The sequence below is a fragment of the Nonomuraea insulae genome (assembly GCF_042656245.1).
The window spans coordinates 187,292-207,172 of record NZ_JBHSPA010000136.1; the positions used below are offsets into that span (position 1 = coordinate 187,292).

Below are 19,881 nucleotides of genomic sequence, written 5' to 3' on the forward strand. Positions count from 1 at the left end.
TCCTCCGGGGGCCGGTATTCGGGGTGGGGGTGTGGTGTCGTCAGGGGACACGGGTGGACTCCCTTTCGACCAGGCGGAAGTCGACCGTGAGGCGCCGCGGCGGCGCCTGGCGGGCGGCGGGTGATTCCACGCGTGCGGCGATCAACGCCACGGCCTGCTCGGCGATGGTCTGCCGCCCGGTGTCGACGGTCGTGAGCGTCGGGTTGCTGTGGGCGCTCTGCTCGATGTCGCCGAACCCCACGACGGCGACGTCCCCGGGCACGCTCAGCCCCGCGGCGTGCAGGGCCCGCAACGCGCCCAGCGCCAGCGTGTCGCCGAGGGCGTAGAGGGCGTCGAACTCCGGCCGGTCCAGCCGCAGTTCCCGCGCCGCGTCGGCCCCGGATCCGTGGGTGACCGCCTCGGCCGCGATGACCCGGTGGGCCGGGAGCGCGATGCCCGCGTCCGCCAGCCCGGCCACGAACCCCGCGTAGCGGTCGTCGTGTTCCGGCGGCCAGTGGGTGTCGCCCGGCAGGATGACCGCGGGGCGGCGGCGCCCGGTGGCCAGCAGGTGCCGGGCGATCGCCCGGCCGGCCGCGTACGCGTCGGGGGTGACGGAGTCGACGGCGTCGGAGCGGACGGACGAGCCCGCCAGCACGACGGGCGCCGGGCCGCGCATCGCCTGGAAGTCGGGCTCCGTCATGGACACCGCGGCGAGGATGACCCCGTCCACGTGCCGCAGCCGGGGGCTCAAGGGGGCGGCGCGCTCGCGTTCGAGGTCGCCGTGGGTCTGCTCGACGACGACGGCCATCCCGCGTACGCGCGCCGCGGCCAGCACGGCGTCGGCCAGCTCGCGGAAGTACGGCACGGTCACGTCGGGCACGGCCAGGCCGATCGCCTGCGCCCGGCCGGAGCGCAACCGTCGCGCGGCCAGGTTGGGCCGGTAACCGAGCGTCGCGACCGCGTCCTCCACCCGCCGCCGCGTCGGCTCCCGCACGGGGACGCTGGCGTTGACGACGTTCGACACGGTACGGATGGAGACCCCGGCCAGCTCGGCGACATCACGCAGCGTGGCCGTGCCTGGGGCGGAGGCCGAAGAGGGGGCGGGGGCGGAGGCGGAGGCCAAGGCCGAAGAGGGGGCGGGGGCCGAAGAGGGGGCGGGAGGGGGGACGGGCGGCACAGGCGGCGTGTGCTGGGCGGGCGTCACCTGGGCTCCTTTTGCAACGGTTACGGCGACCGTACGGAGAAATTACGGGACCATGTCCGCCAACGTCAATGGCCTGCCGACGCCCACACGACCGGGCCGGCCATCCGGCCCGGTCGCGGTTGTGGGTCAGCCGGGCGGCATCATCCCGTTCTTGGAGACGGGGACGGCCAGCTGCACGGAACCGGCGAGCGTGAGCTGCTCAGGCGGCAGGTTCGCCAGCACCGGGTTCAGGTGCCTCAGGTTGAGCGACACCGCGGGGGTGGCCTGGCTGAGGATGTCGAACTTCTCCAGATCGACCCAGCGGGCGATGGTGAGCACGTCCACCGGGATGTTGTCACCGGACTTCTGCACCGGCACGCAGAGCTGGCGGGCGGCGTTGACCCGGACGGACCTGGCGGGGATCTGGGGGATCAGCACCGGGTTGAGCTGGGTGAGGGTCAGGGCCGCGCCGATGGCCGGGTTCGGCAGGTGCCCGTAGCAGAGCAGGTCGATGTGCGAGATGACCCTGAGGACGTCCGGGGGCGGAACCATGCCGTTCTTGGCGACCGGCACGCACAACTGCTGGGGCACGTTCAGGGTGACGCCGAAGCCCGGCAGGTTCTGCAGGATCGGATTGAGGTGGCGCAGCCCCAGATTCAGGTTGAGTGAGGGCCCGGTCACCCGGTAGCACGACAGGTCGACGAACCTGGTGTAGTCGAGCACGTTCGGCGGCGGGAAGGCGTTGTTCTTGGCCACCGGGACGCACAGTTGCTCGCGCTGGCCGAGCGTGACCTGCACGGGCGGCTGACCGGAGAGCACGGGGTTGAGGTGGCGCAGCACCAGCGTCACGGCCGGTGGCTGGTACGGGGTGGTCCTGAAGCACTCCAGGTCGAGATTCGACACGAAGTCCTTCGGGGTGGGCAGGGCGAGGGCGCCTGCTGGCGACGCGATGAAGAAGGCGACGAATATCGCCAGGCCAGCGGATAAGAGACGTCTTACCGTGTTTCTTTTATGGGGATTCGGTGCGCCCTTTCCATTCATTGCATCCTCCAGAGCCGGTTGATCGTGCCTTGACTGTGCGCCCGCACAACCGGCCGGACAAGGTTGTGACCGTTCTTTGACACGGGAACGTAAGCGCATATTCGACTAACGCGGTCATTACTATCGGCATATTCTCGATGACTCTCCGCGCTTCCCGCAGCGGTGCTTCCGCTTCCCATGGCGCAACAGGCCGCCGATTCACCCGTGCCCCCTCAGCCCCAGCGGCCAGGCGCCGGATAATTCCCCGGGTTAGCATGGCAAGACCTTTCCTGATCCGGAACATGACCACGGGGGATGCGTTTCATGCCATCAGGAACGCGGGAAACACACTTGGGTTCGTTGTTGCGCGCGTGGCGGGAGCGGGCGCTGTTCACTCAGGAGGAACTGGCGGAACGGGCGGGCCTCAATGTGCGGACCGTCAGCCGGTTGGAGACAGGTGCGCTGCGCCGCCCGCGCAGCGCGTCGGTGCGATTACTCGCCGAAGCGCTGGATCTGGACGACGCGGAGCTGGCGATCCTGGCGGGCGCCGCGAGCGGGGCCGTTCCCCGGTGGACGCGGGCGGCGCCGCGGCAGTTGCCGGCCGACGTGGCGGCCTTCGTCGGCCGTACGCGGGAGCTGGCCCTGGTCGGTGAGACGGGCGACGGCGGCGCGGTGGCGGTCACCGCCATCGACGGCATGGCGGGGATCGGCAAGACCGCGCTGGCCGTGCACGCCGCCCATCGGGTGGCCGCGCGCTTTCCCGACGGGGATCTGTTCATGGATCTGCACGGTCACTCCCAGGGCGTGGCGGCGGCCGAACCGGCGGAAACGCTCGCTCGCCTGCTGGAGGTGCTGGGCGTGCCGGGGGAGGCCATCCCCCAGGACGTCAACGACCGGGCCGCGCTCTATCGGACCATGCTGGCCGACAGGAAGATGCTGATCGTGCTGGACAACGCCGCCGACGAGGCTCAGGTGCGGCCGCTGCTGCCGGGGGCGGGGGGTTCGCTGGTCCTGATCACGAGCCGGCGGCGGCTGGTCGGCCTGGACGACGCCCGTACGATCTCGGTGGACGTCCTGCCGATCCCGGATGCGATCGCGCTCTTCACCAGGACCGCCGGCGAGGAGCGGGTCACGGACGCGCCGCTGGAGGCGCTGGCCGAGGTGGTGCGGCGCTGCGGGCTGCTGCCGCTGGCGATCCGCCTGGCCGCGGCCCGGCTGAAGGCCCATCCCGCCTGGAGCGTGGAGCACCTGCTGGAGCGCCTGGAGGAGCATCGGCGCCTGCTGAGCGAGTTGCAGGCGGGGCACCGCAGCATCGCCGCGGCGCTCGACCTGTCCTACCGGGAGCTCACCGCCGCCGAGCGGCGCGCCTACCGGTTGCTGGCGTTGCATCCCGGGACGGACCTGGCCCGCGACGCGGCCGCCGCGCTGCTGGCCACCACCGTCACGCGCACCACGGCGCTGCTGGATCGGTTACTGGAGGCTCACCTCCTGCAGGAGCAGAATCCCGGCCGCTACCGATTCCACGACCTGGTCCGGGCCCATGGCGCGGAAAGGGTCGCCGACGAGGAGCCCGCAGCTGATCGGCGCGCCGCCATGACGCGGCTGCTGGACCACTACAGCGGGGCCGCCTCGGCGGCGATGGACCTGCTCTACCCCTACGAGGCCGACACGCGCCCGCGTCCCGTCCCTGGCACGCCTTCCGCGCCCGACGCGGCGTGGCTGGACACGGAACTGGCCAACCTGCTCGCCCTCGCCCAGTACGCCGCCGAACACGACTTCCCCCGGCACGTACGACACCTGTCGGCCACCCTGCACCGATGCCTGCGTGGCCGCGGCCGTTACGCCGAGGCCGAGGCTCTGCACACGCGCGCGCTGTCCGCCGCCCGCGCGATGGCGGATCGTCCTGGCGAGATGGAGGCGTTGCTGGAGCTGGGCGAGATCCATTCCGTGTCGAGCCGGTACGAGGCCGCGGTCGAGGACACCACGAGCGCCCTGGCGATCGCCCGCGCCATCGGCCACGAGACCGGCGAGCTACGGGCGCTGTACGGCCTGGGCGTGAGCGCCGGATCCCGGGGACAGTACGCGCAGGCCGCGGAGCACTATGCCCAGGCGCTGGAGATCGCCCGGAGGATCGGCCACCGTACCGGTGAGCTGGACGCGTTGATCGGTTTCGGCAACGCCCATCGGGCGGCGGGAGAGCGCGAGCAGGCGCTCGACGCCCTGGTGCGGGCGCTCGGCATCGCCCGCGCCATCGGCCACCGGATCGGTGAGCTGCGCGCGCTGAACGGCCTGGCCCGCATCCATCTCGCGGCCGACGACCTCAGGTCCGCCACTGACTGCCTGACCCGGGCCCTGGAGCTGGCTCGCGGCGCGGGACATCGGCTGGGCGAGCTCAGCGCCCTCACCGCTCTCGGCTCCCTGAACCGCGGCCAGGGACGGCCCGGGCCGGCCGCCGACTGCTACCGGCAGGTCCTCGGCATCGCCCGCGAGATCGGCAACCGCAACTGGCAGTTCGAGGCCATTCACGGCATGGGCCGGGTGCAACACGACCTCAGACATCCCCATCAGGCGCTCGACCACCACAGCAAGGCCCTCGACCTGGCCTCCGACCTCGGCCAGCGCGGCGACCAGGCCCGCGCCCACGACGGTCTCGCCTGCGCCTACGCCACGCTCGGCCGGCATGACCAGGCCCGTCACCACTGGTCCCAGGCCCTGGCCATCCTGGTCGCGCTCGGCACCGACCGCACCGAGGAAAGAGGGGTCGACGCCGAGAGCATCCGCAGGCACCTCGCCGGGCGGGCGGAGATGACCGCCCGGTCATGAACTTCGAGGTAGTTACGAGACCCGGCGGGGCCGGATCTGGCCGGTGCGGGCGGCGCGGCGGAGCAGGAGGACGGTGGGGAGCGCGCAGACCAGCAGGGCGAGCAGGCTGGCCTCCGGGCCGAACGTGCCGCCGGTCAGCAGGGTCGGGCCGGACAGCGTGGTGCTCAGCAGGCCTTCCGGCGGCATGTCCGAGCCGGAGAGCGCGACGCCGAAGATGCCGGTGTGGGTGAAGTTCCAGGCGAAGTGCAGGCCGATCGGCAGCCACAGGGAGCGGGTCACGACGTAGGCGGCGGCCAGCATGATCCCGCCGGTCAAGGCGATCGAGAACGTGCCCCACAACGTGGCGTTGGCGTTGACCATGTGCGTCGCGCCGAACAACAGCATGGACACGACCAGGGAGCTCACGGTGCCGAGCCATTCCTCCATGATGCGGAACAGGATCCCGCGGAACAGCAGTTCCTCGCAGACCGCGACGGCCGCCATCATCCCGGCAGTGCCCAGGAACCCCCAGAAGGAGCCCCAGGACACGCTCTGCCAGCCGCCGAACACCGCGATCAGCAGCATCAGCAGGATGAACAGGCCGAACCCGAGCAGCGCCCCGCGCCGCAACTGGGGCCACATGGCCGACCTGGCGAGTTCGGGGATGTCCTGGCGGAGCTCGACGGTTCTGGACAACCAGCGGTAGCAGAGCACGGCGGCGACGGCCAGGCCGATGCCCACCGGCAGGGCGAGGAGCGGGACGGGCGAGACGAGCTGGTTGATCCAGGCTGTGGCCAGCATCACACCGAACAACGCGACCAGCAGGACGGGCAGCCGGAACGCGAGCAGGCGGCGCCGGCCGGGGGAAAGGGTGCTGTCCATGGAATCCGATCCTCTGGCTGGTGATTTCCTGGTGACACAGAGGACATTAGGCAGCGGGGCAGGGCGGTGACATCCCGCTGGAGTGGGCAGTCACGGGTGGCTCTCATGGGGGACAGGGCACTTCACCTGGGCATTCCTTTAAGCATTCACCCAGGTTGACCGCATAGCGTGACCGGATGTCCATCAACACGGTCACCAGGGAGAGCAGCGACGCCGCGGTCCGGACACAGGTGCGCCCACCGGCCCGCCGTCAGACCTGGCTGGATGCCCTACGCGGTGTGGCCGTGCTCGCCGTGCTCTTCGAGCATCTGCTGGACCCCCTCTTCCCCGAGGTCCGCGGGGCCGTCAGCCCCTGGTTCGACCTCGGCCAGTACGGCGTCATGGTGTTCTTCCTCGTCAGCGGCTATGTGGTGCCGGCCTCGCTTGAACGGCGCGGCAGCGTCTCCGGTTTCTGGATCGGCCGCCTGTTCCGTCTTTACCCGCTGTGGATCCTCGCGGCGGTCATCGGAACCGGGTTCGGTCTTCTGCAGGTGTACTCGCTGCTGCCGAGCCAGCTCAGCGAGCATCCGGTCGCGGGCGGCATCGCGCACCTGACGATGTTGCAGGACTTCCTCCAGGTGGTCAGCGTCGTCAACGTGTTCTGGACGTTGTCGTACGAGATGGTGTTCTACCTCCTGGTGACCGCCCTCTTCATCGTCGGGCGGCACCGCGCGAGCACCACCTGCGCGCTCGTCTTCGCGATGGCGGCGGTGCTCGTGGGCGGTGTGCTGCCGGCCGGCGCCCTGTCACGCACGCTCGGCGGTGAGCTCCTGGTGCTGGTCGCGGCCGTCGTGCTGGTGGCGGGGCTCGCCGCGGTCATCGGCGGCGGCCATCGTGTACGGCTGTGCGGCGCCGCCGTCCTGGCGGTCCTGGCCCTCGTGCTGCTCGGGATCAACAGCCGGATCGGGGCGTGGCAGAGCCTGGCCATCGTGGCCACCATGTTCGCCGGGACCGCGCTCTACCGGCTGGACCACGGGCAACTGCGCCGGGGGTGGGTGATCGGGCTGGTGCCGGTCGCCTCCATCGCGGCGGCGGTCTGGTTCGGGCCCGGCTGGGGCATGTCCGACGAGCAGGCGCTGGCGTTCAGGTGGAGCTGGTCCACCGCGGTGGCGGCGGCCTGGCTGACGTTCGTGATCGGCCGCCGGCTGCGGTCATACGTCATGCCCGGCTTCCTGGTGCGCCTCGGGCTGCTCAGTTACTCCGTCTACCTGCTGCACCCCCTCGCGGTGCAGGCCCTGCGGCGGCTGGTCCCGGACGCCGGCCCGGTGCCACTCCCCGGGCGGATCACCTGGTCGGTGGCGCTGCTGGCCGTGGTGGTCGGCTGCGCCGCCCTGAGTTACCGCTTCGTCGAGCTGCCGGCTCAGGCGCTCGGCCGCCGCCTGGCCCGCCGGCAGTTGTCGTAGGTGTCGACCGGAGGGCCGCCGGTGGTCCGGCGGCCTCCAGCAGTGATCATCCGCTGATCGTGCCGTGCGGGTCCAGGACGTACTTGCGCGCGGCTCCCTGGTCGAACTCGTGGTAGCCACGTGGCGCCTGGTCGAGCGAGATCGGCGTGGCGTTGACGGCCTTCGCGATCTGTACCCGGTCGTGCAGGATCGCCTGCATGAGCTGGCGGTTGTAGCGCATGACGGGGCACTGGCCGGTGGCGAAGGTGTGCGACTTGGCCCAGCCGAGACCGATCCGGATGGACAGCGACCCGTGCTGGGCCGCCTCATCGGCGGCGCCCGGGTCTCCCGTCACGTACAGGCCGGGAATGCCGATCGCGCCGCCCGCCCTGGTGACGTCCATGAGCGAGTTGAGCACGGTGGCGGGCCGCTCGACCTGCGCGTCGTGGCCGTGACCGCGGGCCTCGAAGCCGACCGCGTCCACGGCGCAGTCCACCTCCGGCTCGCCCAGGATCTGCTCGATCTGGTCCTTCGGCTCGCCCAGGGCGATGTTGACGGTCTCGCAGCCGAAGCTGTGCGCCTGGTCCAGACGCTCCTTGTTCAGGTCGGCGACGATGACCACGGCGGCCCCGAGCAGGAACGCCGAGGCGGCGGCCGCCAGCCCGACCGGGCCGGCGCCGGCGATGTAGACGGTCGAACCCGGCTGCACCCCCGCGGTCACACAACCGTGGAACCCGGTCGGGAAGATGTCCGCGAGCATGGCCAGGTCGAGGATCTTCTCCATCGCCCGGTCCTTGTCGGGGAACTTGAGCAGGTTCCAGTCCGCGTACGGCACGAGCACGTAGTCCGCCTGTCCCCCGACCCAGCCGCCCATGTCGACGTAGCCGTACGCCGAACCGGGCCGGTCGGGGTTGACGTTCTCGCAGATTCCTGTCTTGCCCTCCTTGCAGTTGCGGCAGCGGCCGCAGGAGATGTTGAACGGCACGGACACGAGGTCGCCGGTCTTGATGAACTCCACATCGGGACCGGTCTCGACGACCTCACCGGTGATCTCGTGGCCGAGGACGAGGCCCGGGGGCGCCGTGGTGCGTCCGCGGACCATGTGCTGGTCGCTGCCGCAGATGTTCGTCGCGACCGTCTTGAGAATCGCGGCGTGCGGCAACTTGCGGCCGACGTTGGCCGGGTTCACCCCGGGGCCGTCTTTCAGCTCGAATTCGGGATAGTCGGTCTCATGTACCTCGACCTTGCCTGGGCCTTCGTACACGACGCCTCTATTACCAGGCATGGCGATCTCCCTCGCTCGGAAGCGTCCCCTGATGACAGGGGCCCCCTCACCTCTTCCGAATATACCCAGAGCTTTCCGGCCGGGCCGGTGGGGTGAGCACACGTTCGGCCAGGGCGGTGTCGCAGTACTCGACAACTTCGGCGAGCCGCCCGCCGGCGACGCGGAAGACGAAGCAGTACGTCTGGTCGTACGTTTGCCCGCGCTTGGTGGTGGCCTGACTATGAGCCCGGACCACGACATGATCCCCGTCGGCGAGAACGAGGTCCGCCGCGCTCCTGTAGTCGGCGAACTGCTCCATGAGCGGCCCCAGCATGCCCTCCAGCGCCACCGATTTCGGGCCCCAACTGCCCGACCACGACCAGTTCCCGGGAAACACCCACCGGAAATCGTCGGCCATCGCGTCCCTGAACGCCCGCGTGTTTCCCTTGGACATTTCCTCGAAGACGTGCTGGAGCAGTTTCCTGTTGTTCTCGGCTGCGCTCATGACAAGAGGTTAAAGAGCGGGACGGCAATGCTTCAAACGAAAGTCACGCATAGGTGATATGAATATTTCGCATGAGCGAGTTCACGGTGCTGGGGTTACGCGTGGTCCGTGAGGCGGCTCGCCAGGGGTCGTTCTCCATCGCGGCCGAGCGGCTGGGCTACACGCAGTCGGCGGTCTCCCGGCAGATCGCGCTCATGGAGCAGGCGGCCGGCCGGGCGCTGTTCGATCGGCATGCGCGCGGCGTCCAGCCCACCGAGGCGGGCCGGGTCGTGCTCCGCCATGCCGACGCGGTCCTCGGGGCGCTGGAGTCCGCCCACCAGGACCTGCGGGATCTCAGCGGGCGCCCGTCGGGGCGGCTGCGGGTGGGCGCGTTCTCCACGGCGATGGCGGCGCTGGTCCCCCAGGCGCTCGCCGCCTGGTCCGGCAGGGAGTCTCAGGTACGGGTGTCGTTGCGCGAGGGAACGAGCCCCCGCCTGCTGACCGCCGTCGAACGCGGGCGCCTCGACGTGGCCGTGGTGACGCCACCACGGCATCCGCCCGGCGACCTGGAGCTCACTTTCCTGCTGGACGACCCGCTCTTCGTCGCGGTCGCCCCTGATCACCCTCTCGCCGGCCAGGGAAGCGTCACGACCGCGAGGTTGCGCGACGAGCGGTGGATCATCGGCAGCACCGAGCCGGGCACCACGCTGCTCGGAGCCTGGAGCGAGGACTCCTGGGAGCCCGGCATCGCCTTCGTCGCCCGCGACTGGATCGCCAAGCTCGGCCTGGTCGCCGCGGGACTGGGCGTCACCGTGGTCCCCGGCCTGGCCGCGGCCGCGTTGCCCCCTGCCGTCGCGCTGGTGCGCATCGACCACCCCGCCGCCGTACGCAGGACGGCCGTCGCCCATCGCCCGGGGACCGGCGACGAACGCCTGCGGCGAACGTTCACCGAAGCGCTCCGCGACAGCGCGGCCGAGCTGTCGGCCCAGGTCCGCCACCGGCTGCGGTAGAAACGTCTGTCAGCCTGGGTCGGACCAGCCGCGGCGGGCCGCCAGGAGGCCGGCCTGGAAGCGGGTGCGCGCGCCCAGCAGGTCCATCATCTCGCTGACCCGCCGGTGGATCGTACGCAGGCTCACCCCGAGTTGCCGCGCCACCGCCTCGTCCTTGAGACCCGCCGCGAGCAGCGTGAAGAGCTCGGGATCCGGCAGGCCGGCGTGCCCGCCGGAGGGGGCGGCGGGCAGCGGCAGGGACGCCCGCCACAGGACCTCGAAGAGCGTGACGAGCGCGTCCAGCAACGTCGAGGAATGGACGATCACCGCGCTGTCCGCATGGGCCGAGGCGGCGGTGCTCAGCGGGAGGATCGCGCTCTTGCGGTCGGCGATCGCCAGCTTCATCGGCACCTCGGGGCTGATCCTGGCCTGTTCGCCGGCCGCCGCGGCCTCCTGGGCCAGGCGCAGCTTGCCGGGGATCTCCAGGGCCGAGACATCGTAGATGCCGCGCACCAGGACGCCGTGGGCGAGGCGGTCGATCTCCTCGACGTTCTGCTCCATCGGGTCCTGGGCGTACGGAGGCCGGTCCAGCACCAGGAGCTCCTCGGTCGCGGTCTGCTGCAGTTGCGTGAAGCGCTGCACCACGGCCGCCTGACCCTGGACGACCTCGACGAGCTCCTCCGGCGACTGGTTCTCCGTGCGCGGCGTCTCCGCGAGCAGCGCGAGCGCCGCCAGCCTGGCCTGGGCCAGCCCTTCCTCCCTGCGTGAGATGAGGGCGGCCACGGCGACGTCGGGCCGGGTCGGCAGGAACCGGATCGGGCGGCCCGCCATGCGGCTGACCAGCCCCAGCGCCTCCAGCCGGGAGAAGGCGCGGCGGAGCGCCACCGTGGTGCGGCCGGTGCGCTCGGCCAGCTCGGGCAGGGTGGCGCGCGGGCAACGCAGGAGGTCTCGGTAGATCCGCTCGTCGTCGGCGTCGACCCCGACGGCCGAGAGCGCGTTGTCGTCGGTGCTCATGAACTCCTGTCGTATTCCTGCAATGTCGTAGATCTGCCACGGCCTGGCCTAGCGTACGCGATCCTCTCCCCGATAGGACAGAGCGAGAACGTCCAGTTGGAGGCTGTAATGAAGAAGATGATCACCCTTGGGGTCGCGGCCGCGTTCGCGGTCCTGTCGGTCACACCCGCCCTGGCGGCCGATGACCCTACGGCCACGCCCACCGTCACCGCCGATGATCCGGCTGCCACGCCCGCCGTAGCGGCCGATGATCCAGCGGCCGGGATCGACGCTTTCGGCCGCTGGCAGCAGCCGCGTTGCGACACGGTCACCGGCGACGGTTCTGTGACCTTCACCAGGGACGAAGGCAAAACGATCACGCCGACCAGCCAGGCGCCGCAGCCGATCGTCTACACCCGCGGGCTGGTCACGCTCGACCGTGCGGGCGAGTTGCTGGCCATGTCGAACAACCTGTTGCTGACCTCGAAGGACGCCGGTTGCACCTGGACGCAGGTGGGCAAGGTGCAGGGCTCGAACATCACGCTGACCGCGGCCCGCGGCGGCCGGGCCTACGCCTGGGACGGCGACGGCAACCTCTCGCTGGTCACGCCCCACGGCATCACGCAGCTCACCTCCCCGGCGGACGAGGTGGCCGGGCTCACCACGGACCTGCTAAGCGGCGACCGCCTGCGGGTGGCGGACGGCAACGGGCAACTGCACGACTCGCGTGACGGCGGGCGCACCTGGCAGGCCGTCGGGGTGCCCGCCTTCCCGCAGGGCGAGCTGCTGATGGTCTACACCGCGGCCTTCGACCCGTACAACAGGAACCACGTGGTCATGGGCGCCGCCACCGAGGGCGCCCGCGTCACCTACGACGGCGGGCGGACGTGGCGCTCGTCCACCGGTCTGGGCGGCTCCCGGGTCAACGTGTTCAGCGCGACGATCTCCCCCGCGGCGCCGAACGTCGTGTACGCGATGGGCCTCAACTTGGAGGAGACGGACGCGAACGCGCCGTCCGGCGGCCGGCACATCTACCGGTCCCTCGACGGGGGCCACCGCTTCACCCCGGTCGTGGACCAGGGCGACGGGATCACCATCCCCAACGGGCCGCTCCTCGCCGCCCACCCGAAGGACCCGGGCGTGCTCTACTTCGTCTGGGGCACCGGCTGGTCCGGCATCGGCACCGACATCTACCGGTACGACTCCCGCCGTAACCGGGTCACCACCAACCACAACGCCTACGACCGGGTCACCTCGATCGCGTTCAACCCGGCGAACTCGAAGGTGATGTACCTGGGCGTGGCCGAGGAGTCCTGACCCCGGCGGCCCGGTGCGACATCGAGATCACAGGATTGCCTCCACCAGGCGGCGGACCTTGTCCACGGCGTCGTGGTCGCCGAGACGTAGCGCGGTGTTCGCGGCCGTGAGCACCGCGTCGATCTGGAAGGCCGCCAGGTCGGCGTCCAGATCGGCGCGGCCGGCCTGGCGCAGCTCGCCGGCGGTCAGCTCGTCGGCGGCCTGTTGATCGGCGTCGACCTGTTCGGCTCCGGCTGGCGGCCGGTGTTCTGGATCAACGTCCCGATCGGCCTGGCCACCATCCTGCTCGCGGCCGGACGCCTGCCGGAATCCAGGGCGCCGCTGGCACGCCGGCTCGACCTCCCCGGAGTGGCCGTGCTCAGTGCCGCGCTGTTCCTGCTGACCTTCCCGCTCATCCAGGGCCGGCAGGCGGGATGGCCGTGGTGGACCTGGGCCGGCCTGGCCGCCGCCATCGTGGCGTTCGCCCTCTTCGTCCTGATCGAACGCCGCACCCGTGACGCCCTGCTGAGGATGTCCCTCTTCCGCACGCGGTCGTTCTCCGTCGGGATCCTCCTGGTCCTGGCCATCTACGCCCTGCTCTCCTCCTACTACCTCGTCCTGTCGATCGCCCTGCAGGACGGGCTGGGCCTGCCGGCCCTGGAGGCGGGGCTGGTCTACACCCCGGCGGCGGCCACGTTCTTCGTCTTCAGCATGATCGCGGGCAGGCTCGTGCCCAAGTGGGGCCGGCGCGTCCTAGAGGTAGGGGCGATCCTCCTGGCCCTCGGGTACGCGACGACCGCGGCCGTGCTGATCGGCGGCCTGCCGTTCACGCCCGCGGTCGTCATCCCGACGCTCATGGTGCAGAGCGTCGGAGGAGGACTGCTCGTCACGCCGTCGCTCAACGCGGTGCTCGCCCGCATCGACCCCGGTGACGCGGGCATGGCCTCAGGCGTGTTGTCCACCGCCCAGCAGGTCGGCGGCGCGCTCGGTGTCGCGATCATCGGAGTCGTGTTCTTCGCCTCCTTCGACCCCTCTGCCGGTGGCCGGGCCGCCGCGGCGGGCTACGGCCTGGCGATGGCCTCCTCTTCACCTCGGGCACCGCGATCGTGGCGACCGTCCTGGTCTACCTGCTGGGCCGGCGGCCACGCGACGGGGTCAGACGGTGAAGGTGACCTTGCCGGCGCCGGCCACGCTGGTGAGGCCCGTGGTGGCGCACGCGCTGACGTCGGAGGTGGGGACGGCGTTGCCCGTCACGGTCGCGCCCGTCAGCCGGCCCTTCGTCACCTTGCCGCTCAGCAACAGGTTGCCGGGGTTGTAGCTCTTGACGGTGCCCGTCCTGACCGTGTCCGGATTGAGCACGGAGGTGCCGGCCTGGCGTTTGTCCGCGTCGTACCAGGTGATGCGGCCGCCGGCGTTGATGTCGCTGACGCTGACGCAGGAGGCCTGGCCGGTGCCGTGCGCGGTGAGCCAGCCCGAGCGGAGCCGGGCGTGGGCGCCGGTGGGCGAGGTGCACTGGCTCAGGGCGAGGGTGGCGCGGGCGGTGACGCGCTGGGCGACGAGCCGTACGGGCGGGTCGAGGGTGATCGGCTTGCCGGAGGTGGTGCTCACCGTGCAGGTCAGCAGGGTCTGGCCGGTGTGGGCGGCCGCCTGCGGGGCGGTGGCGGCGAGGGCCATGGCGGCCGGGATGGCCGCGCCTCGGATCAGGCTCCTGGGAGTCAGGGTGGGCATTTCATCTCCTCGTGGTCATGCGGTTCACGGCGCGGGAGTGGTCTGGGCGGTCCTGTCCGCCGGGCAGGCGGCCACCGCCAGCAGGGGGAGGTTCTGCAGGCTGCCGCTGGTGAGGAAGCTCATCCAGGCCGCGGCCAGGGACTGCGTCCGCAGGGAGACGCAGAAGTTCATGAGGGGTGCGGCGGCTTCCTGAACGTCCGGCGGCGGGCCGGCGGGGGTTTCCGGGAGCGCTTCCGATGACACGGCGGCGGGCGTTGAGGGCAGGGGCGACGGCGTGACGGCTCCGGCGGCTCCGGCCAGGACGGCGACGGCCGCGGCGGTCGTGGTCAGCAGGAACAGGGTGTGCTTGTACACGTGAGTCCTCGATTGGCAGCGCGAGATCATCACGTTCCGTATTATCATGATTACTTATCGTGTATGGGTTGACACGTCCGGCAAGTGCGTTTGCGCATCCGACCTCCTGGCTACTATGAGTTACTAAGTATGACTCTTTGTGATTGGAGCCGGGTAATGTCGCGTGTCATCGCCGTACTCGCCACCCTGATCGCGGCCATCGCGCTGCCGATCGTCACCGCCGGACCGGCGCAGGCGGTCACGTTCCTCGACTGCGCGCTGGGAACGGGCGTCATCCTGCCGAGCCCCGACAGCCAGACCAGGCTCGTCTGCTTCGGAGGCCGCTTCAACGGCCAGCCGGTGGCAGGACTGGCCTGACCAAAGGTGCTCAATTTCTTGACCACGAGCGCCGGGTCACCACCGTCCCTTCGCCGCCCCATCGGTGACGCTGAACCGACAGGCCGACAGGAGGACGGACATGAGCGACGAAGAGATCCTGGCAGTGGTACGCGAGCATTGCGTACGCGTCCTGAAGGTGGACCCGGCCAGGGTCACCCGGGAGGCACGCCTGCGCATCGAACTCGACGCCGACAGCCTGGACCTCGCCGAACTGCACGTCAGCATGGAGGAGACGTGCGGGCCGATTCCGCGTGAGACGCTCGCCCGCGCGCAGACCGTCGGCGACCTGCTCGAACGGGTCCGCGAGCTGGTCGGGGAACCCGCCCGATGAGGCCACGGGTCGCGGTGACCGGCATCGGCCTGCGCACGCCGGCCGGAGCCGGCCCCAAGGAGCTGTGGAACACCCTGCTCAGCGTGGAACCCACCGCGCGCAAGATCACCTCGTTCGACACCGGCGGGCTGGAGGTGGACATCGCCTGCCAGGTCCACGACTTCGACCCGGCCCTGTACCTGAGTGAGAAGCAGGCGCGGCGGCTGGACCGGGTGGCCCAGCTCGCCGTGTGCGCCGTCGCCGACGCCTTCGCCGACGCCTTCGACGACGCCGGGGACGTCCAGACGCCGCCGCGGCGGCGGGCCGTCGTGGCCGGCACCGGCTTCGGCGGCAGCCAGACCATGGAGAGCACCATGCTGGCCGGACGCCATGCGGGCCGCGGCGATCCCGGGCCCCTGTACGTGCCGATGATCATGCCCAACTCGGCGGCGGCGGCCATCAGCATGCGGCACCAGATCCAGGGCCCCACCATGTCGGTGAGCACCGCCTGCGCCTCCGGAGCCCACGCCATCGGCGAGGGAGCGCGGCTGATCCGTGACGGCTCGGCGGACCTGGTGGTGGCGGGCGGCACCGAGGCCTGCGTCAACGCCACCGTGCTGCTCGCCTTCGACCGGTGCCAGGCGTTGTCACGGCGTACCGGTGATCCCGAGGGGGCCGGCCGGCCGTTCGACGCCGACCGTGACGGGTTCGTGCTCGCCGAGGGGGCCGCGTTCCTCGTGCTGGAGCACTTCGAGCAGGCCTGGCGGCGCGGCGCCTACATCTACGCCGAGCTCACCGGGTACGGCAGGAGCTCCGACGCCCACCACATCACCGCGCCGCCCGAGGACGGCGATGGCGCGTACTGGTGCATGCACGGCGCGCTCACCGACGCGGGCCTGCAACCGGAGGCGATCGCGCACGTCAACGCCCACGGCAGCGGCACCAGGCTCAACGACCTGAGCGAGTCGAGGGCGATCACCCGGCTGTTCGGCGCCGGCGCGGTGCCGGTGACCTCCACCAAGGGCGTGACCGGGCACGCCATCGGGGCCGCGGGGGCGATCGAGGCCGTGGCGAGCGTGCTCAGCCTCACCGAGCTCACCGTCCCGCCCACGGCGAACCTGCACGCGCTGGACCCGGCCTGCGCCATCGACGCCGTCCGCTACACACGGCCGATGAGGCCGGGACCGGTCCTGTCGAACTCCTTCGGCTTCGGAGGCCACAACGCCTCCTTGATCTTCTCCCCGGTCTAGGCCGCGCGGGCGCGCGAGCGTTCGTAGGAGTCGAGCTTGACCGGGTTGATGACCCACATGAGGTGATGGATGCCCTCGGGCGAGGCCTCGACGGTGAGCATCATGACGGCGCCGCGGCCACGCGGGACGATCACCGCGGGGCGCCCGTTCACCTCGACCCACGTGATCTCCTCGCCCGGCCAGACCCGCGGCGCGAACGCCGCCATGAACCTCGCCACCCGGTTGCGGCCCACCACGGGAAACCGTGCCGCGCCCCTCATGCCGCCGCCGTCGGAGGTGCTGACGACGTCCGCGGCGAAGAGGTCTTCGAGGGCGCCGACGTTCCCCGTCTGGGCGGCGTCGAGGAAGACCTTCAGCAGACGACGGTGCTCGATCCTGTCGATGGGCTCGTGCCGCGCCCCGGCCACGTGCTTGCGCGCGCGGCTCACGAGCTGGCGGACGTTGACCGTGCTGAGCTGGAGGATCTCCGCGATCTGCGTGTAGGGGTAGACGAAGGCCTCGCGCAGCACGTACGCGGCCCGTTCTGTGGGAGTGAGCCTTTCGAGCAGCAGCAGGACCGCGAACTCGAGCGCCTCACTCCGCTCCGCGCCCACCGCGGGGTCGAGGCTGGTGTCGACTGGCTCGGGCAACCACGGCCCCATGTACGTCTCGCGGCGGGCACGGGCGGACTGGGCGACGTTGATCGACAGGCGGGTGGTGATCGTCGCCAGGAACGCCGACGGGTTCTCGACGATCGTGCGGTCGGCCTCCTGCCAGCGCAACCACACCTCCTGCACGATGTCCTCGGCCTCGGCCGCGCTGCCCAGCATCCGGTAGGCGATGCCGAACAGGCGCGGGCGCAACTCGATGAACGCGGACGCGGCCCGATCGAGCGTGTCCGTCTGTTCCAGGGATTCCGTATACATCTCAACCCGCGCCTTCGCTATGCCGGCCTGCCCACACGAGCCCTCCTCAGCTAAGACAAGACAGCCCCCGGCGTTGTGACAGACGCGAGTTATAGTCGGATCAATTGCCACCTTCCGGGTTAACGGTGATGGGCATGTCTCTGGGCGATCTCTACGACCCGCTCCGCACGCACCTGAGCGACCCCTATCCCTTCTACGAACGGGCCCGGCGCGAGGAGCCCATGTTCTTCTCGCCCGTGATCGGCGCCTGGGTCGTGACGAAGATGGCCGACGTGCGCGAGGTCCTGCGCGACGGGCGGACCTTCTCCTCGGCCAACACGCTGCGGCCGTTCACGCCGTTCCCGCCGGCGATCATCGAGGAGCTGGCCGAGGGCTTCCCGAACCGGGAGACGTTCATCACGATGGACGGCGAGGCGCACCGGCGGTTACGCGCCCCCGCGGCGGCGGCCCTGTCACCCGAGCGGGTCAGCGCGGCCGAGCCCTACATCGCCGAGCGGGCCGCGCTCCTCATCGACGGTTTCGCCAAGGACGGCCGCGCCGACTTCATGGCCCAGTACGCCAACCGGCTCCCCGTCGACGTGATCGCCCGGCTGGTCGGGTTCGCGGAGGAGGACAGCACGGCGTTCGGCGACGACAGCCGCGCGGCGGCGGCGATGGGGATGGGGCACCAGTTCAGCTCGGAGGAGGAGCGGGTCGAGTGCGCGCGGAGCTGGGTGCGCTTCCAACGGCTCATCGCGCGGTACGTGATCGAACGCAGGGCCGCGCCCCGGGACGACGTGATCAGTTCCTACCTGGCCGCGTACGCGCCCGGCGACGCGCCCCTCACCGACGATCAGCTGGCCGGGCTCGTCGGCCTGGTCCTGGGGGTCGCCCTGCCGGGACACATCACCACGTCGGCGCTGCTGGGCAACGGCCTGCTCCGGCTGCTGTCCCGGCCCGAGCGGTGGCGGCTGCTCTGCGAACGGCCCGACCTGCTGCCGAACGCGGCCGAGGAGATCGCCCGCTACGACACCCCCACGCACATCTTCCTGCGGGTGACGACCACCGACACCATGCTCAGAGGACGTGACCTGCCCGCAGGGACCGAGATCGCCCTCTGCCTCGCCTCCGCCAACCGGGACGAGGAGGCGTTCGAGCGGGCCGAGGAGTTCGACCTCGCCCGGCCGCCGCAGGCCAACGTGGTCTTCGGCCAGGGCGCCCACTACTGCCCCGGTGCCGGGCTGGCCCGTCGCCAGATCGAGATCTCCCTGCGGCTGCTCACCGAACGCCTGCCGGGGCTGCGTCTCGTACCGGACCAGCGGATCGACTACCGCGGCACGCTGGATCACCGGGGCCCGCTCGCGCTCCACGTGCGGTGGTGAGTCAGCGGGGGGCGTAGGTGAGGCCGAGGATGCCGTTCTCCAGCCTCGTGACGTCGATCAACTTCAGGAACGTGGTGTCGATGCCGTCGTAGAGCCGTGCGCCGCTGCCCGCGATGACCGGGAACAACCAGAACAGGTACTCCTCCACCATCCGGTGCTCCAGGAGCGTGCGGCTGAGCGGGCCGCCGGAGCCGACCTTCAGGATGGTCCCGCCGGGCTCCTCCTTGAGCTTGGCGACCTGTTCGATGAGGTCGCCCTCGATGAGGGTGGCGTTCCACGTAGTGTCCTTCAGCGTCGTGGAGGCCACGTGCTTCCTGATGGTGTTCATCCTGACGGCGTAGTCGCCGAACTGCTCCTCCATGTGCGGCCAGACCGCCGCGTGCTGCTCGTAGGTGACGCGCCCGTACAGCAGGGCGTCGACCTCGAAGAGCAGGTCACGGGAGCGCTGCTCCATCTCCCCCGCCCACAGCTCGCCCAGCCAGTTCTGCGGGGTGCTGATCTGCCCGTCCAGCGTCACCACGGCCTGCTCAATGATCTTCCTCATGGTCTGTTCCCTTCCGGTTCCGGCCGCTTTCGCATACGCGTCGATCGGCCGGACCCGGAATCGACAGGGAGGACGGAGGAATTTCCCGGGTGACTATTGCCGGTACCGGCGGGCGAGGTCGGCCGTCTGCTGCGCGGTGTAGGGGTCGAAGGTGCGCAGCGCCTCGGCGTCGAGGGCGGACAACAATCGCGCGGCCTGTCCCGGGTCGCCGTCGCGGCGGACGAACTCGGTGTCCTCCAGCCGGATCGAGGGGCGGGCGGCGTCGAGCGCGGCAGTCCGTACGATGGCCGCCACGATCGGATCCTGGACCCCGGCCTCAGCCTGGCGGCGCTCGCGTACCTCCTCCAGCGCCTCCCGCGCCGAGGCGAGGGCGTCGGTGCCGCCGAGGGCGAACCACGCGCCCACGTCCGGCGTGCGCAGGACCTCGGCGTCGCGCTCCTCGGCCACGCCCTGCGGCGGGGTGATGCGGATGCGCAGCGGCTCGCCGGAGGCCAGCCACTGTACGGGGGCGCCGGCCGGGTCGTTGCCGTAGATGCCGAGGGTCGGCGTGATGTCGTACTCGCCGGGTTCGGCGAACGTGAACCCGGCCGAGCCGAAGGTGAGGTTGACATTGTTGCTGAGCGCGCCGCCCGGCGGCAGAGTGATCTTGGCGTCGGCGTCCATGGCGGCCATGCAGCGCTGGGCGATCGGGGTGAACGCCGTCGCCTTCTCCGGTGCGTCCGTACGGCGGCGCACCAG

The 19,881-nt window shown here is 70.9% G+C and carries 19 protein-coding genes and 1 pseudogene; 9 read left to right on the plus strand and 11 right to left on the minus strand.

What is annotated here, in order from left to right; genetic code table 11:
* Positions 1–40: 40 nt before the first annotated feature.
* Positions 41–1,183: a LacI family DNA-binding transcriptional regulator gene (locus ACFPZ3_RS69920; RefSeq protein ID WP_379525323.1), complete on the minus strand. Its 1,143-nt coding sequence runs from the start codon at positions 1,181–1,183 to the stop codon at positions 41–43.
* Positions 1,184–1,309: 126 nt separating this feature from the next.
* Positions 1,310–2,065, minus strand: coding sequence for a hypothetical protein (locus ACFPZ3_RS69925; protein ID WP_379525324.1), 756 nt, complete (start codon positions 2,063–2,065; stop codon positions 1,310–1,312).
* 468 nt (positions 2,066–2,533) lie between these two features.
* On the opposite strand from ACFPZ3_RS69925, the gene ACFPZ3_RS69930 reads away from it, so the two are divergent.
* Positions 2,534–5,005, plus strand: coding sequence for an ATP-binding protein (locus ACFPZ3_RS69930; RefSeq protein WP_379525325.1), 2,472 nt, complete (start codon positions 2,534–2,536; stop codon positions 5,003–5,005).
* 12 nt (positions 5,006–5,017) lie between these two features.
* Here the strand turns inward: ACFPZ3_RS69930 and ACFPZ3_RS69935 are convergent, their stop codons facing one another.
* Positions 5,018–5,866 carry a CPBP family intramembrane glutamic endopeptidase gene (locus ACFPZ3_RS69935; RefSeq protein WP_379525326.1) on the minus strand — a complete coding sequence of 283 codons (849 nt, stop codon included), beginning with the start codon at positions 5,864–5,866 and terminating at the stop codon, positions 5,018–5,020.
* Between the two features lie 176 nt (positions 5,867–6,042).
* On the opposite strand from ACFPZ3_RS69935, the gene ACFPZ3_RS69940 reads away from it, so the two are divergent.
* Positions 6,043–7,308, plus strand: a complete 1,266-nt coding sequence (locus tag ACFPZ3_RS69940) for an acyltransferase family protein (protein ID WP_379525327.1) — start codon at positions 6,043–6,045, stop codon at positions 7,306–7,308.
* A gap of 46 nt (positions 7,309–7,354) precedes the next feature.
* On the opposite strand, the gene fdhA is transcribed toward ACFPZ3_RS69940, so the two are convergent.
* On the minus strand, positions 7,355–8,572 hold the full coding sequence (fdhA, locus tag ACFPZ3_RS69945) for a formaldehyde dehydrogenase, glutathione-independent (protein ID WP_379525328.1): 1,218 nt from the start codon (positions 8,570–8,572) through the stop codon (positions 7,355–7,357).
* A 46-nt stretch (positions 8,573–8,618) separates the two neighbouring features.
* On the minus strand, positions 8,619–9,056 hold the full coding sequence (locus ACFPZ3_RS69950) for a nuclear transport factor 2 family protein (RefSeq protein WP_379525329.1): 438 nt from the start codon (positions 9,054–9,056) through the stop codon (positions 8,619–8,621).
* 71 nt (positions 9,057–9,127) lie between these two features.
* On the opposite strand from ACFPZ3_RS69950, the gene ACFPZ3_RS69955 reads away from it, so the two are divergent.
* Positions 9,128–10,045, plus strand: a complete 918-nt coding sequence (locus ACFPZ3_RS69955) for a LysR family transcriptional regulator (RefSeq protein ID WP_379525330.1) — start codon at positions 9,128–9,130, stop codon at positions 10,043–10,045.
* A 9-nt stretch (positions 10,046–10,054) separates the two neighbouring features.
* On the opposite strand, the gene ACFPZ3_RS69960 is transcribed toward ACFPZ3_RS69955, so the two are convergent.
* The gene (locus tag ACFPZ3_RS69960; protein ID WP_379525331.1) at positions 10,055–11,038 is read right to left on the minus strand and encodes a transcriptional regulator; all 984 of its coding nucleotides are present in this window, start codon (positions 11,036–11,038) and stop codon (positions 10,055–10,057) included.
* A 108-nt stretch (positions 11,039–11,146) separates the two neighbouring features.
* Here ACFPZ3_RS69960 and ACFPZ3_RS69965 point away from each other — a divergent pair, with 108 nt between their 5' ends.
* Both ACFPZ3_RS69965 and ACFPZ3_RS69970 read left to right on the plus strand, forming a co-directional pair.
* Complete coding sequence (locus ACFPZ3_RS69965) at positions 11,147–12,334, plus strand: WD40/YVTN/BNR-like repeat-containing protein (RefSeq protein ID WP_379525332.1); 1,188 nt, start codon at positions 11,147–11,149, stop codon at positions 12,332–12,334.
* 165 nt (positions 12,335–12,499) lie between these two features.
* Positions 12,500–13,243 (plus strand): annotated as a pseudogene (locus ACFPZ3_RS69970) (MFS transporter); the annotation flags it as partial.
* A gap of 225 nt (positions 13,244–13,468) precedes the next feature.
* Here ACFPZ3_RS69970 and ACFPZ3_RS69975 read toward each other — a convergent pair.
* Together ACFPZ3_RS69975 and ACFPZ3_RS69980 are read right to left on the minus strand one after the other, a co-directional pair.
* Complete coding sequence (locus ACFPZ3_RS69975) at positions 13,469–14,041, minus strand: hypothetical protein (protein ID WP_379525333.1); 573 nt, start codon at positions 14,039–14,041, stop codon at positions 13,469–13,471.
* Positions 14,042–14,065: 24 nt separating this feature from the next.
* Positions 14,066–14,395 (minus strand): hypothetical protein, encoded by a 330-nt coding sequence (locus ACFPZ3_RS69980; protein WP_379525334.1) that lies wholly within the window; start codon positions 14,393–14,395, stop codon positions 14,066–14,068.
* Between the two features lie 156 nt (positions 14,396–14,551).
* Between ACFPZ3_RS69980 and ACFPZ3_RS69985 the strand changes: the two genes are divergently transcribed.
* The 3 genes from ACFPZ3_RS69985 to ACFPZ3_RS69995 all read left to right on the plus strand — a co-directional run bounded on the left by ACFPZ3_RS69985 (position 14,552) and on the right by ACFPZ3_RS69995 (position 16,333).
* Complete coding sequence (locus ACFPZ3_RS69985) at positions 14,552–14,752, plus strand: hypothetical protein (protein ID WP_379525335.1); 201 nt, start codon at positions 14,552–14,554, stop codon at positions 14,750–14,752.
* Between the two features lie 100 nt (positions 14,753–14,852).
* Complete coding sequence (locus tag ACFPZ3_RS69990; protein WP_379525336.1) at positions 14,853–15,104, plus strand: acyl carrier protein; 252 nt, start codon at positions 14,853–14,855, stop codon at positions 15,102–15,104.
* Positions 15,101–16,333, plus strand: coding sequence for a beta-ketoacyl-[acyl-carrier-protein] synthase family protein (locus ACFPZ3_RS69995; RefSeq protein ID WP_379525337.1), 1,233 nt, complete (start codon positions 15,101–15,103; stop codon positions 16,331–16,333). Before ACFPZ3_RS69990 ends, ACFPZ3_RS69995 begins: the two co-directional genes overlap by 4 nt.
* Here the strand turns inward: ACFPZ3_RS69995 and ACFPZ3_RS70000 are convergent.
* Entirely contained in the window at positions 16,330–17,238 is a 909-nt protein-coding gene (locus ACFPZ3_RS70000) for an RNA polymerase sigma-70 factor (RefSeq protein ID WP_379525338.1), read from the minus strand. The two genes, ACFPZ3_RS69995 and ACFPZ3_RS70000, sit on opposite strands and share 4 nt — an antisense overlap.
* A 134-nt stretch (positions 17,239–17,372) precedes the next feature.
* On the opposite strand from ACFPZ3_RS70000, the gene ACFPZ3_RS70005 reads away from it, so the two are divergent.
* Complete coding sequence (locus tag ACFPZ3_RS70005; RefSeq protein WP_379525339.1) at positions 17,373–18,599, plus strand: cytochrome P450; 1,227 nt, start codon at positions 17,373–17,375, stop codon at positions 18,597–18,599.
* A 1-nt stretch (position 18,600) separates the two neighbouring features.
* Here the strand turns inward: ACFPZ3_RS70005 and ACFPZ3_RS70010 are convergent, their stop codons facing one another.
* Both ACFPZ3_RS70010 and ACFPZ3_RS70015 read right to left on the minus strand, forming a co-directional pair.
* Positions 18,601–19,143 (minus strand): dihydrofolate reductase family protein, encoded by a 543-nt coding sequence (locus ACFPZ3_RS70010; RefSeq protein WP_379525340.1) that lies wholly within the window; start codon positions 19,141–19,143, stop codon positions 18,601–18,603.
* Positions 19,144–19,236: 93 nt separating this feature from the next.
* On the minus strand, positions 19,237–19,881 hold a 645-nt coding region (locus ACFPZ3_RS70015; protein WP_379525341.1), incomplete at its 5' end, for a hypothetical protein.